The sequence below is a fragment of the Streptomyces sp. PKA51 genome (assembly GCF_057552455.1).
The window spans coordinates 18301-31172 of record NZ_BAAJPZ010000033.1; the positions used below are offsets into that span (position 1 = coordinate 18301).

Genomic DNA, 12872 nt, shown 5'->3' on the forward strand with positions numbered 1-12872 from the left:
CGTCCCGGACGGCGCGTCAGGAAGCCGTGCCCTGCACCTCCTTGCGCACCTCATCGGCCGCCGCCACCAGGTTCTCCAGGGAGGCGCGGACCTCGGGCCAGCCACGCGTCTTCAGGCCGCAGTCCGGGTTGACCCACAGGCGCTCGGCGGGGATCGCGGCCAGCGCCTTGCGCAGCAGCTCCGCCGCCTCGCCCGCACCGGGGACGCGCGGCGAGTGGATGTCGTACACGCCGGGCCCCACCTCGCGCGGGTATCCCGCCGCGGCCAGCTCGGCGGCGACCTGCATGTGCGAGCGGGCGGCCTCCAGGCTGATCACATCGGCGTCGAGGTCGTCGATGGCCGCCAGGATGTCGCCGAACTCGGCGTAGCACATGTGGGTGTGGATCTGGGTGTCCGGCCGGACGCCGCTCGTGGCCAGGCGGAAGGACTCGGTGGCCCAGGCGAGGTACGCGGCGTGGTCGGCGGCGCGCAACGGGAGGCTCTCGCGCAGGGCGGGCTCGTCCACCTGGATCACCGACGTGCCGGCGGCCTCCAGGTCGCCGACCTCGTCGCGCAGGGCGAGGGCGACCTGCCGGGCGGTGTCGGCCGCCGGCTGGTCGTCGCGGACGAAGGACCACGCGAGCATGGTGACGGGCCCGGTGAGCATGCCCTTGACCGGGCGCCGGGTGAGCGACTGGGCGTAGCGGGTCCAGCGGACGGTCATGGGCTCGGAGCGGGAGATGTCGCCGGCGAGGATCGGCGGGCGGACGTAGCGGGTGCCGTAGGACTGCACCCAGCCGTGCCGGGTGGCCAGGTAGCCGGTGAGCTGCTCGGCGAAGTACTGCACCATGTCGTTGCGCTCGGGCTCGCCGTGCACGAGGACGTCGATGCCGGTCTTCTCCTGGAAGGAGATCACTTCGCGGATCTCCGCCTCGATGCGCTCCTCGTAGGCCGCCGTGGTGATGCGTCCGGCGCGCAGGTCGGCGCGGACGGTGCGCAGCTCGCTCGTCTGGGGGAAGGAGCCGATGGTGGTCGTCGGCAGGAGCGGCAGGCCCAGGTGGGCGCGCTGGGCGGCGGCCCGTTCGGCGTACGGCCGGCAGCGGTGGGTGTCGGCGGCGGTGACGGCGGCGGCGCGGGCGCGCACCGCCGGGTCCCGGGTGATCGCCGAGTTCGCGCGGGAGGCGAGGTCGGCGCGGTTGGCGGCGAGTTCCGCGGCGATGGAGTCGGTGCCGTGGGCGAGGCCCTTGGCGAGGATCGCGACCTCGCGGGCCTTCTGACGGGCGAAGGAGAACCAGCGGACGATCTGCGGGTCGATGTCCCGCTCGGCGGTGGCGTCGAGGGGGACGTGCAGCAGGGAGCAGGAGGTGGCGACGTCGACCCGGTCGGCGAGGCCGAGGAGGGTGCCGAGGGTGGCCAGGGACTTCTCGAGGTCGTTGATCCACACGTTGCGGCCGTCGACGACGCCGGCGACCAGGCGCTTGCCGGGCAGGCCGCCGACGGCCGCGAGGTCGTCGAGGCCCGCGGCGGCGGGGCGCGTGAAGTCGAGGGCGAGGCCCTCGACGGGGGCCTTGGCCAGGACGGGCAGGGCCTCGCCGAGACGGTCGAAGTAGGAGGCGACCAGCAGCTGCGGGCGGTCGGTGAGGGCGCCGAGCTCGCGGTAGGCGCGGGCGACGGCGTTCAGCTCGGCCGGGGTGCGGTCCTGCACGAGGGCGGGCTCGTCCAGCTGGACCCACGTGGCGCCGGCGGCCCGCAGATCGGCGAGGACCTCGGCGTACACGGGCAGCAGCCGGTCCAGCAGAGTCAGCGGTGGGAAGCCTGCGTCGACGCCGGGTGCGGGCTTGGCCAGCAGGAGGTAGGTGACCGGGCCGACCAGGACGGGGCGGGCGGCGAGGCCGAGGGCGAGGGCCTCCTTCAGCTGCGTGACCTGCTGGGTGGAGTCGGCGGTGAAGACGGTGTCGGGGCCGAGTTCCGGGACGAGGTAGTGGTAGTTGGTGTCGAACCACTTGGTCATCTCCAGCGGCGCCACCTCCTGGGTGCCGCGGGCCATGGCGAAGTACCCGTCCAGGGCGCCGGCCTCGACGGCGGCCCGGTGCCGGGCGGGGATCGCGCCGACCATGACGCTGGTGTCCAGGACGTGGTCGTAGTACGAGAAGTCGCCGGTCGGCACCTCGTGGACGCCGGCGTCGGCGAGCTGCAGCCAGTTGGTGCGGCGCAGCGCGGTGGCCGTCCGGTGCAGGGCGTCGGCGGTGACCTCGCCCTTCCAGTAGCCCTCGATCGCCTTCTTCAGTTCACGGCCCTGCCCCTGACGGGGGTAGCCGAGCACGGCGGCGCGTGCTGCCGCGGCTGCGGACGTGCTGGTCACGGAACTCTCCTTCGCGAGTTTCTCCCGGAAAGCCCGGTGCCCGACGAGGGCGCGAAGGGGTGACGACAGACCCGCCCGGGACACCACCGTCGTCACGTGGATCCGTCCGCTGCGGTACGCCTGTGTACGCCGACCCGCCCTCGAGGTCACCGGGATGGCCGCGCACGAAGGCTCGCACGCGGGCAGCGGCAGGTCTTCGGACTCGCGGGCACGCCTGCCGGAAAGAACACCTCCCGGCGGACACCTACTGGCCGTCGCTTCCCGGGCCCGTCCGGACCCAGTGCGTATGACGGCGGTCGTTCCCGCTCACCGCTGCGGGGCAGTCCCGGATTCCCACCGGGTTCCCTCTTACGACGCCTCCCGCCTGGCGGACGGGGCGAACCAGCTGCACCGCCACCCTAGAGGGAGAAGCGCCTTTGCGCACAGGGCTGTTCGTATGCCGGTCACGGACGGCAGCGGATCGGCCGGTGCCGTTCGTTGTCCGGAGCATGCCCAGCCGAGGGGTAGGCTCCGGCGGGCACGAGAACAATGCTGCTGGGGAGACGACATGAAGCGCCGGGCACTGTGGACGGCTGCCGTGGGAATACTGGCCCTGGCCGGCTGCGCCGACTCGGGGCAGACCCTGAAGTTCGGCGAGAAGGCAACCGTCGCCGGCGACAGGAGCGGCACCGTCGGGGTGACCGTCGTACGCGTGGAAAAGGGCACCCACGCCGACCTCACCCTGCTCCAGGACTCGTCGAAATACACGGGCAAAACCCCCTACTACGTCCGCTTCAAACTCACGAAGACGGCCGAGGGCAACGACAACGACGAGACCTCGCACTTCGAGGTGTGGAGCGACGGCACACAGCTGACGGAGCTGATCGTCCTCCCCTCCATGGAACCCACGGGCGACCCGACCGAACCCCTGACCACCGGCCACTTCGACAAATGCGTCGGAGCCGACCACACGACGTTCAAGAAAGCCCCCGCAGGAACGAGCGTCGGCGGCTGCGCCGTCTTCGTCGCACCGGACGACGCGAAGGCGCCGTCCACCGTCACGTGGACACGGCGCAGCGAGACGCTCGCTACGTGGAAGTAGCCGCCCGGTAGCGAACGCGGCCGCTCGCCGCGTCGATCGCCACTGGGTTCGGGCCAGGGCCTGTCCAGCGGATCGTGCAGCGCCCCGTAAGGGGCCGTGTCGATTTGCGGCTACCGCCGCGTGGGCGCGACACGGCACCCCGTCTGCGGGTGCGTCGTGGCTTGTCGCGCAGTTCCCCGCGCCCCTGACGGGGCACTGCACCAGCCCACAGCGCCCCGTAAGGGGCGCGGGGAACTGCGCGATCGGCCACCGACGGCCCGCAGTCGACGCGCCACCCCCAGGCCCGGGCGAAGCACGGCACCCCGCCGGCGGCGAACGTCCATGCCGGCAGCCCTTCCTGCAGGCGCTCGGCATCGATGCGGATCATGGCGTTTATGCCGTGCTCGCCCAGCCATTCGAGGATCAGCAGCGTCACGTCCTCGACGTCGCCGTCGCCGTTGCCGTTGCCGTCGGGATCGGGCTTGGGCCATCGCCCTTTCGCCTTGGTCATGGCGGTGACCCTACTCAGCGCGCCTCCACAAGGCGCACGGCTTCACCCCCGGTCGTGGCGGTGGAAACCGCGGCCCGTTGTGCGGCCGAGGTTGCCTGCTTCGACCAAGGCGGGGGCGGCCCGGCCCTTGAGGGGCTGGACTTGGTAGGACGTCCAACTATATGTTCGGGGCAAGATCCGCGGTGCGGGGAAGCCGGTGCGCATCCGGGACGGTACCGCCGCTGACGCGAGGCGCGTCGGGCATGCGGTGGCCTTCGTGCCCTACGGCTCGCGCTCGCCGTGCCGTCCATCGTTCGCGATCTTCGGGCGCACCGCATCCTGGAAGGGACGAACGAGATCATGCCTCCGATCGTGGCCCGGGACCTGACGGGCGGCCGGCGATGACGGTCCCCGGCGACACCGACGTCCTGCTGCGCACCGAGGGCCGCGCGGCGTACCTGACCCTCAATCGGCCCCGGGCCCTCAACGCCCTGACCCACGCCATGGTGACCCGCATCGACCAGGCCCTCGCGGAATGGGAGAAGGATCCCGCCGTCGAGACGGTGGTCGTCACGGGGGCGGGCGAGCGCGGGCTGTGCGCGGGCGGCGACATCCGCGCCATCCACGAGGACGCCCGCACCGGCGGCGGCCGCGCCTCCGCGGCGTTCTGGCGGGACGAGTACCGGCTCAACGCCCTGATCGCCCACTACCCCAAGCCGTACGTGGCCGTGATGGACGGCATCGTCATGGGCGGCGGCGTCGGCGTCTCCGCCCACGGCAGCGTACGGATCGTCACCGAGCGCTCCCGTATCGCCATGCCCGAGACCGGCATCGGTTTCGCGCCCGACGTCGGCGGCACCCACCTCCTCGGGCTCGCCCCCGGCGAGCTCGGCACCCATCTCGCCCTGACGGGTACGGCGGTGGGGGCGGCCGACGCCCTGCTGTGCGGGCTCGCCGACCACTTCGTACCGTCCGACCGGCTGCCGCGCCTGGTGGCCGACCTCGCGCACGCCCCGGTGCACGAGGTGCTCCCCCGGTACGTGCGCGAGGCGCCGCCCGGCGTGCTGGAGGCGCAGCGGGAGTGGATCGACCGGTGCTACGCCGCCGACACCGTCGAGGGCGTGGTGGAGCGGTTGCGTGCCGAGGCCGACCCGGCGGCCGGCGAGGCGGCCGCGACGCTCCTCGGCCGGTCTCCCACCGCCCTGAAGGTCGCCCTCGCCGCGGTGCGGCGCGCCCGGGCGCTGGGTTCGCTGGAGCGGGTCCTGGAGCAGGAGTACCGCATCTCCTGCACGGCGCTGTCCTCGCACGACCTCGTCGAGGGCATCCGGGCCCAGGTCGTGGACAAGGACCGCACCCCGCGGTGGTCCCCCGCCACGCTCGCCGAGGTCACCGATGCGGACGTGGAACGGTACTTCGCCCCGCTCGGTGCTCGCGAGCTGCGCCTGGCCCCCGCCGACGAGGCCCGGGAAGTGCCGTGGTGAACAGCGCCGCCGGCCTCGTCAGCCGCCCGCGGTAAGGGGCTCGTCGCCATGGCGACGAGCCCCTTACCGAACGTCGACCGGCCGGATCAGCCGATCGCTGCGGGCGACCCCGCTCCCTCGGTGCGCCGGCCCGGGGCCGCTGTGGTGCCCAGGAGCCGTTCGGCGAGGTAGCCGAAGAACAGGCCGAAGGCGGCCCACAGGGTGCCCTGGACGGCCAGTGCCGCGAGGCGGAACTGCCACAGCACGGTGGCCGGGAAGTCCTGGGGCACCTCGTTGACGGCGGGCAGGAAGGCGTAGGCGAGGCCGACCACGACGAGGAACGCGGCCGAGGCCGCCACCGTGGCGTACCAGGTGCCCAGGCGCGGAGCCAGCCGCCTGCCGAGGACGACCGCGGCGACGCTCAGCAGGACGCTGAGCGCGATCATCAGGAAGTACAGCGTGGTGCGCTTGGCGATGGTGTCCGGGTCACCGACGGACGGCGGGTTGGCCGGGTACTTCAGGAACGGCACCACGTAGACGGCCAGCAGGGCACCGCCGGCGACCAGCGCCGCCGTGGCACGGGGGCCGAACCGGCCGATGCGGCCCAGCGCCACGCAGAACGCCAGGGCGGCGATGCCGCCGATCGCGACGCCGTAGAGGAGGACGCCGGTGGCGAGGCCGGCGGTGGACTGCAGCGTGCGGCCGACCAGTTCCTCGCCGTGGTCGTGGCTGTGGGCCTCCTCGAAGGCGATGGCCGCGTCAACATGGGGTTCGCCCAGCAGATAGGCGACGACCAGGGCGAGGACGCCGGCCGCGAGGCCGGCGAGCATGCCGCGTACGAGCAGGGCCCGTACGGAGACGGAATTCACGGGAGGTTCCTCCTGCCGTCGTCAGTGGCAGGGGAAGCCGAGCAGGTGGCGTCCGTCGTGCACCCACTCGTGCACGTCCTCGCCGGAGAAGAGGGCGGTGGCGCCCTGCTCGGCGCCGACGAAGTACAGCAGGATCAGCATGAGGACGCCGAAGAAGGCGGCCCACGGGGCGATCGCCTTCAGGGAGATGGGGGTGACCGCCGGTGCGGCGGAAGAGCTGGATGCGGGGGCAGCAGAGTGCGCCATGGCCGAACCTCCTGGAGGGAACACGCGTCCCGGGTGTAGGGGTGCCTGAACGACGGCGTGCGGGTCTGACTTCCGGGCTTGCGTCCGGGTACACAGTGGCGCGACCGTGCCGGACTCTCACCGGCTTCCGTCACCCCGTCGTCATGTCCACGAGACCGTACCGCTTATCGGCCAAGATGACTACGGAGTGCGCCCCGACCCCGTGCGCCCCCCGCAGTAGGAGCCGTGGTCTGCTGGGAGCCGGGATGTCGACAGAGCGAGGGGGAGACAGAGTGACCGTGCGGGTGATGTTCGTATCGCCGGCGATGAACGCGGCACTGCGGCAGGCGCGGTTCGACGACGGCGCCGCCGTCGAACCCGCCGGCCTGGCACAGGCCCGCGCCGCCGCCTGCGCCCTGCCCCGGGCCGACCGGTACGGCTGCGCACCCTCCCTCCGCTGCCGGCAGACGGCGACCGCGCTCGGGCTCGGCACCGAGCCGGTGGCCGCGCTCGGCGACCTCGACGTGGGCCGCTGGCGGGGACGGTCGCTGGAGGAGGTCGCCGCTTGCGAGGCGGATTCCGTGGCCGCCTGGCTGTCGGATCCCGACGCCGCCCCGCACGGAGGCGAATCGCTGTCGGCGCTGGTGGAGCGGGTGGGCGGCTGGCTCGAGGGGGCATCCGCCGGAAGTGGCCGGATCCTGGCGGTCGCGGAACCCGCCGCCGTCCGGGCCGCGATGGTGCACGCGCTCGGCCTGCCCCTGCCGGTCTTCTGGCGGCTCGATGTGGCCCCGCTGACGCTGACGGTGCTCACGGGACGTACGGGACGCTGGAATCTGCAGTGCGGTCAGCCGCTGTGACGGTGGGCCCTGCTGCCCCCACGCGCCGGTGCGCGGCCGGTTTCGTGGCGGGAAGACGGGTCAATCGCCTGGTATGGGGCGAGGGCGCAGCGAGTCGGGTGAGGACCGGTACGAGCGGCCGACGGGGATGCCCGCACGGTCGTGGTGGAGGGTGCTGCGGCGTACCGTCGGCGAGTTCCGGGACGACGAATTGGCGGACCGGGCCGCGGCCCTGACCTATTACGGGGTGCTGTCCCTCTTCCCCTCGCTGCTCGTGCTGGTCTCCGTGCTGGGGGCGGCGGGGCGGCAGACCACCGAGCAGGTGCTGACCGCCGTTCAGCGTCTGGCTCCCGGTGCCACCCGGGAGGTGGTCACCGGCGCGGTGCGGCAGTTGCAGGGCGGGGTGGGCCTCGGTTCGGTCCTGGCGATCGTGGGGCTGCTGGGAGCGGTGTGGTCGGCCTCGGGGTACATCGCGGCATTCATCCGTGCCTCGAACGCCGTCTACGACCTGCCCGAGGGCCGGCCGGTGTGGAAGCTGACACCGCTGCGGCTGGTCCTGACGGTGGTGATGATGGTGATGGCCTGTGCCAGTGCGTTGATCGTGGTGTTCACCGGCACGCTGGCCCACCGGGTGGGCACCGCGCTCGGCGCGGGCGAGGCGGCCCTGACGGTGTGGTCGTACGGCAAGTGGCCGGTGCTGGTGCTGCTCGTCACCGCCATGATCGCGGTGCTGTACTGGGCGGCGCCGAACGTCCGGGGGCGGGGCCTGCACTGGATCACGCCCGGCAGCGTCCTCGCCCTGGTCCTGTGGATGGCCGCCTCGGCGGGCTTCGCGCTGTACGTGGCGAACTTCGGCTCGTACAACAAGACGTACGGCAGCCTGGCCGCGGTCATCGTGTTCCTGGTGTGGCTGTGGCTCAGCAACCTCGCCATTCTGCTCGGCCTGGAATTCGACGCCGAGCTCGCCCGCGAGCGCGCCGCCCTCGACGGCCACCCGCCGGACGAGGAACCGTACGTCGAACCCCGGGACACCCGTACCTGGAGCGAGCGGGACACATGAACGTGCAGCGGCTGGAACGACGGCTGACCCGCCGCCTGGCCTCGTACGACGCCGCACTCGTCCGGCGGGTGCGGCCGCTGGTCGGGGAGGCGGCCGAGCACACCAGGCTGTGGTGGGCCGCGGCGGCGGTCATCGCCGCCACCGGCGCACCGCGGGGCGTGCGGGCGGCGGGCAACGGGCTGCTGGCGATGGGCGTGGCGGAGGTCGCCGCCAACACGGTGGTCAAGCCGCTGTGGCGGCGGCGCCGGCCGCCGAAGGAGCTGATCCCGCACGACGGCGTGCACGACCGTCCCGACAGCCCCTCCTTCCCCTCCGGTCACACGGCCGCCGCCACGGCCTTCACCGTCGCCGTGGCCCGGGTCTGGCCGCAGGCCGGCGCCCTGTGCGCGCTCCCCGCGGCCCTGGTGGCCCTGGAGCGGGTGCACAGCGGCGCCCACTACCCCAGCGACGTCGTCGCCGGCGCCGCCCTCGGCGCGGCCGCCGCCTGGACCGCCCGCCCGGCACCGTGGCTGCGCGCGGCACTGCGCGCCCGGGTGCGGAAGGCCCTTGCGTAGGACGCCCCGGCAAGCAGCAGGCACCCGCGGTGCGCCGTCCGAGTGGAACGCATGGGCCGATCGCAGGAGATCCGGCGCCCGCCACGTGTGAGGTGCCCCGGTGTTGGCACCCGGCGGTCTCCCCGGAAAACGCTGACGGGCTCGCTCAGGGTGGCCCTGCCCGGCAGCCCCACGGCCGAACGGTCACCGCGGTGGCCGGCGGCGCGGCGCTCGGCGGAACGCTCCTCGCCTGCGGCACGGTCCTGGTCCTGCGGAGGCGCCGTACGAGGGCGGCCTCCGCGCGGCGCTGAGCACTCCTCGCGGCGGCCGCCCGGCGGTGTGCCTGGCCGGCGCGGTCGCCGTGGCCCCGGCCGCGGGAACGCCCCGGCCCGCGGGCCCGTCCCCCGGGCCGCCGCCCGCGGCCGGGCGGACGGTGGTACGCGGCGAGAAGGCCCGCTCGCCTCCCGCCTTCGTGGAGGTCCGGGGCCGCTTCGCGGCGCCGGTGGTGCCGGTGGCCGCCGATCCCGACGGTGCGCTGGAGGTCCCGCCGTCCCCGGACACCGTCGCGTGGTGGGCACCGGGCGCACGGCCGGGCGCCGCCGAGGGAACCGACCTGCTGGCCGGGCACGTCGACGCGCGCGGCCTGGGCCTGGGCGTGTTCGGGGAACCGGACCGGTAGCGCGGGCCCCGTCGACTCCGAGGGCGACTGCGGGGTGGTCGACCGCGCCGTCCAGGTGGCTCGCGGCACGGGCCGGCGGTGCGCAGTTGGGGGAAGTGCGCCTCCCGAGCTCCGGAACGCCGGTTAACCGCACGGGCACTGCCGCGGATCCTGGAGCCTCCGACAAGGAGTCGGTCCGGCGACCTCCGGGAGTAGCCCGTGCGTCCACTCAACGCGGTCCGTGCCCTGCGTCTGGCGTCGATCACGCTCGCCACCACCGCCGTCGGCAGCCTGGCGTGGTCCTCCCCCGCCCAGGCGGCAGCCGCCCGCGCCGACAGCGTGGAGTCGCTCCGGCAGCAGGTCGTCGATCTGGTCAACGCCCAGCGGCGCGCTGCCGGTTGTTCCCCCGTACGCCTCGACGCCCGGCTGACCGCCGCCGCCCAGAAGCACGCGGACGACATGGCCCGGCGCCACTACTTCAGCCACACCTCCCCGGACGGTACCGACCCCGGCAAGCGGATATCCGCGGCCGGCTACCGCTGGGCGTCCTACGGCGAGAACATCGCCTACGGCCAGAAGACGCCCGCTGCCGTGATGAACGCCTGGATGGACAGCGAGGGCCACCGTGCGAACATCCTCAACTGCTCCTTCGAGGAGATCGGCGTCGGGGTCGGCACGGCCCCCGACGGCCCCTTGTGGACGCAGGACTTCGGCAGCCGCTAGGGCCTGTCCGCAGGATGCGGCAGAAGAGGCCCGAGAAACACGCCCCTTCCCCCGCGCCCGCATGATCGTCCATGCTGCCCGTGCAGCGCGCGCCGGCGCGCTCCGGCACCGCGGCATGGAGGACATCGCAATGACGACCAGCGCCAGCAGCGCGGCACTGCCCGAACAGGCCGCCGCACTCGTCGACCTTCTGCGCCGCAACGCCGCCCGTACCGAGGAGGACCGGCGCGTCACCGAGGAGAACATCGAGGCCCTCGCCGACGCGGGCCTGTTCCTGTTGACCGTTCCCCGGCGCTTCGGCGGTCGCCAGGCGAGCATCCGTACGCTCCTGGAGGTGAGCGCCGAGCTCGGCCGGGGCTGCGGTTCCACCGCCTGGTTCACCGCCCTGGTCAACGTCTGCGGCTGGATGGTCGGCCTCTTCCCGGAGCGCGCGCAGCGCGAGGTGTACGGGCAGGGCCCCGGCGCCCGGGTCTGTTCCGTCCTGACACCGGGCGGCACGAGCAGGGCGGCCGGCGAGGGGCAGGTCGTCACCGGGCGGTGGCCCTTCGCCTCCGGCTGCCAGGACGCGCAGTGGGCGCTGCTCGGTACGCCGGTCACCGGCGCGGACGGCGAGCAGCTGGACCGGGGCGTGGCGTTGGTGCCGGTGGCCGAGCTGACGATCGAGGACACCTGGCACACCGTGGGGATGCGCGGGACCGGCAGTCACACCCTTGTCGCCGAGGACGTGTTCGTGCCCGGCCACCGCATCCTGTCGCTGACCGGAGCGCTGCGCGGCGAGTACCCCACCGAGTTCCCGGACGAAGCCCTGTACCGCTCGGCGTTCGTGCCGGTGCTCTCCTCGGTGCTGGTGGGCCCCCAGCTGGGCATGGCCCGCGGCGGACTGGAGCTGGTGACGGCATCCCTCGGCAAGGGACGCCCCCTGTCGCACACGTTCTTCGCGCAGGCCCGCGAAGCCTCCTCGACCCAGATACAGCTCGCCGAGGCCGCCCAGCTCGTCGACACCGCCGCGCTGCATCTGATGCGCGCGGCGGACGACATCGACCGCTGGGCGGCGAGCGGCAGAGCCATGCCGCTGCGGGACCGGGCCCGCGTACGCATGGACACCGCCACCGTCGCCCGCCGTTCGCGCGAGGCACTGGACATCCTGCTCGGCCTCCACGGCGCCGGCAGCTTCGCCGAGGCCAACCCCCTGCAGCGCCTGTGGCGCGACCAGGAGACCGCGAGCCGGCACGCCATGACGAACCCTGCGGTCGCGAGCGAGCTGTACGGCCGGGCGCTGCTCGGCGTCGAGGAGCAGATCACCGCGCTGATCTGAGCCGCTGCAGCCCTCGCCCCGACCGGCCGGCTCCTGGGCGGTCAGGCCTTCTTGACGACGCTGGACTTGAGGTGCATCTGGCCGAATCCGTCGACCTTGCAGTCGATGTCGTGGCCGTCCGGGCCGTCCACGAGACGGATGTTGCGCACCTTGGTGCCCGCCTTGATGCCGGTCGGGTGGCCCTTGACCTTCAGGCTCTTGACCACCGTGACGGTGTCGCCGTCGGCCAGGACGTTGCCGACCGCATCCCGGACGACCTTGTCACCGGCCTCTTCCGCGGCCTCGGCGGTCACGGGCGTCCACTCGTGGCCGCACTCGGGGCACACCAGGAGCGCGCCCATCTCATAGCTGTACACGCCGCCGCATTCGGGGCACGGCGGAAGGTTGTCGTTCACAGGGACATTCTAGATCCGCCCACGGGGCCCGCCGACCGGCGGCGGCGGGCGCGGGTAGGGTCGGCGGATGCTCTTCGGGAGGAACACCAGCACCGAGCCGCCCCTGCCGGTGGTCGACTGGCGCACCGCCGACCGGTTCGTGATCGACATCGTGGAACGGGAGAGCGGGCCCGGCCGCAAGCGGCCGGTGCTCGGCGGCAACGCGATCCGCGTCCCGCGCCGCGAGGGCCCGGTGCGGGTCAATGCGCCGTGCGCCTTCGTCGGTTCCGGCACGGTCGGTGTACGCGACGTCGGGAACGTGGTCTACGAGGACCCGGAGCGGCAGCGGGTCCTGTGCCGTATCGACCGGGTGGCGGGAGAAGGCCGCGGCGAGGAGCGGCGCCACGTCGTCCGCGACGCGCAGGGCCGGGAGATCGGCGTGGTACGCCGCATACCGCCGTCGAACCAGCTGGTCCGCCACACGTGGCGCATCGAGCAGCCGGGACATCCGCCGATCGTGGGCCGCAACCAGTGGACGGCGATGCCACGGCAGGACGTACCGGCCCGTGCGCTGGGCACGCTCCTGGGCGGAGTCCTCGATTCTGCGCTGTCCCTGGGCGCAGAGGGGGACGACCGGCCCCGGGAACGGACGTTGCTGTGGCTGGCGGACGAGGTGGAGGTCATGCGGTCCACCGGGCAGGACTTCCGCATCAAGGCCGCGTGGCCGGACCGCCGCCTGGCGTTCGCGGTGGCGTGCCTGGGAGACCGCTGAGGCCACCGCCGCGTGGGCGCGACACAGCACCCCGTCTGCGGGCGCGTCGTGGCTCATCGCGCAGTTCCCCGCGCCCCTAAGGGGCGCCGTGGCTGGTGCAGCGCCCCGCCAGGGGCGCGGGGGGCAACACCCGAGGCCCCCCACCCGCCCCCGCGG

At 73.5% G+C, this 12872-nt stretch carries 14 protein-coding genes, 1 pseudogene and 1 riboswitch; of the genes and pseudogenes, 10 read left to right on the forward strand and 5 right to left on the reverse strand.

From position 1 onward, the window contains the following. Window positions 1–16: 16 nt before the first annotated feature. Window positions 17–2341 carry a 5-methyltetrahydropteroyltriglutamate--homocysteine S-methyltransferase gene (gene metE, locus AC27L3_RS28360; protein ID WP_487236925.1) on the reverse strand — a complete coding sequence of 775 codons (2325 nt, stop codon included), beginning with the start codon at window positions 2339–2341 and terminating at the stop codon, window positions 17–19. A gap of 170 nt (window positions 2342–2511) precedes the next feature. Then, window positions 2512–2751: riboswitch (cobalamin riboswitch) on the reverse strand. Between the two features lie 137 nt (window positions 2752–2888). Between metE and AC27L3_RS28365 the strand changes: the two genes are divergently transcribed. After that, window positions 2889–3422 carry a hypothetical protein gene (locus tag AC27L3_RS28365; RefSeq protein WP_487236926.1) on the forward strand — a complete coding sequence of 178 codons (534 nt, stop codon included), beginning with the start codon at window positions 2889–2891 and terminating at the stop codon, window positions 3420–3422. Here the strand turns inward: AC27L3_RS28365 and AC27L3_RS28370 are convergent. After that, window positions 3409–3912, reverse strand: coding sequence for a hypothetical protein (locus AC27L3_RS28370; RefSeq protein ID WP_487236927.1), 504 nt, complete (start codon window positions 3910–3912; stop codon window positions 3409–3411). The genes AC27L3_RS28365 and AC27L3_RS28370 overlap by 14 nt on opposite strands. Window positions 3913–4191: 279 nt before the next feature. On the opposite strand from AC27L3_RS28370, the pseudogene AC27L3_RS28375 reads away from it, so the two are divergent. Both AC27L3_RS28375 and AC27L3_RS28380 read left to right on the forward strand, forming a co-directional pair. Then, window positions 4192–4296 (forward strand): annotated as a pseudogene (locus tag AC27L3_RS28375) (hypothetical protein); the annotation flags it as partial. Continuing rightward, window positions 4293–5372 (forward strand): enoyl-CoA hydratase/isomerase family protein, encoded by a 1080-nt coding sequence (locus AC27L3_RS28380; RefSeq protein ID WP_487236928.1) that lies wholly within the window; start codon window positions 4293–4295, stop codon window positions 5370–5372. The pseudogene AC27L3_RS28375 and the gene AC27L3_RS28380, both read left to right, overlap by 4 nt. 86 nt (window positions 5373–5458) lie before the next feature. On the opposite strand, the gene AC27L3_RS28385 is transcribed toward AC27L3_RS28380, so the two are convergent. Next, a complete protein-coding gene (locus AC27L3_RS28385; RefSeq protein ID WP_487236929.1) occupies window positions 5459–6220 on the reverse strand; it encodes a CbtA family protein in 762 nt (253 codons plus the stop codon). A gap of 21 nt (window positions 6221–6241) precedes the next feature. Beyond that, window positions 6242–6466, reverse strand: a complete 225-nt coding sequence (locus tag AC27L3_RS28390; RefSeq protein ID WP_487236930.1) for a CbtB domain-containing protein — start codon at window positions 6464–6466, stop codon at window positions 6242–6244. Window positions 6467–6753: 287 nt separating this feature from the next. Between AC27L3_RS28390 and AC27L3_RS28395 the strand changes: the two genes are divergently transcribed. The 6 genes from AC27L3_RS28395 (at window position 6754) to AC27L3_RS28420 (ending at window position 11570) form a co-directional block, all read left to right on the forward strand. Beyond that, window positions 6754–7302, forward strand: a complete 549-nt coding sequence (locus AC27L3_RS28395) for a histidine phosphatase family protein (protein ID WP_487236931.1) — start codon at window positions 6754–6756, stop codon at window positions 7300–7302. 73 nt (window positions 7303–7375) lie between these two features. After that, window positions 7376–8341: a YihY/virulence factor BrkB family protein gene (locus AC27L3_RS28400; RefSeq protein ID WP_487236932.1), complete on the forward strand. Its 966-nt coding sequence runs from the start codon at window positions 7376–7378 to the stop codon at window positions 8339–8341. Next, a complete protein-coding gene (locus tag AC27L3_RS28405; RefSeq protein ID WP_487236933.1) occupies window positions 8338–8895 on the forward strand; it encodes a phosphatase PAP2 family protein in 558 nt (185 codons plus the stop codon). Before AC27L3_RS28400 ends, AC27L3_RS28405 begins: the two co-directional genes overlap by 4 nt. A 316-nt stretch (window positions 8896–9211) precedes the next feature. After that, on the forward strand, window positions 9212–9553 hold the full coding sequence (locus AC27L3_RS28410) for a class F sortase (RefSeq protein ID WP_487236934.1): 342 nt from the start codon (window positions 9212–9214) through the stop codon (window positions 9551–9553). Window positions 9554–9751: 198 nt separating this feature from the next. Further along, window positions 9752–10255, forward strand: coding sequence for a CAP domain-containing protein (locus AC27L3_RS28415; RefSeq protein ID WP_487236935.1), 504 nt, complete (start codon window positions 9752–9754; stop codon window positions 10253–10255). Between the two features lie 130 nt (window positions 10256–10385). Continuing rightward, window positions 10386–11570: an acyl-CoA dehydrogenase family protein gene (locus AC27L3_RS28420; RefSeq protein ID WP_487236936.1), complete on the forward strand. Its 1185-nt coding sequence runs from the start codon at window positions 10386–10388 to the stop codon at window positions 11568–11570. Window positions 11571–11611: 41 nt separating this feature from the next. On the opposite strand, the gene AC27L3_RS28425 is transcribed toward AC27L3_RS28420, so the two are convergent. Then, entirely contained in the window at window positions 11612–11965 is a 354-nt protein-coding gene (locus AC27L3_RS28425; RefSeq protein ID WP_487236937.1) for a zinc ribbon domain-containing protein YjdM, read from the reverse strand. A 67-nt stretch (window positions 11966–12032) separates the two neighbouring features. Between AC27L3_RS28425 and AC27L3_RS28430 the strand changes: the two genes are divergently transcribed. Then, window positions 12033–12716 (forward strand): hypothetical protein, encoded by a 684-nt coding sequence (locus tag AC27L3_RS28430; protein WP_487236938.1) that lies wholly within the window; start codon window positions 12033–12035, stop codon window positions 12714–12716. Window positions 12717–12872 lie beyond the last annotated feature (156 nt).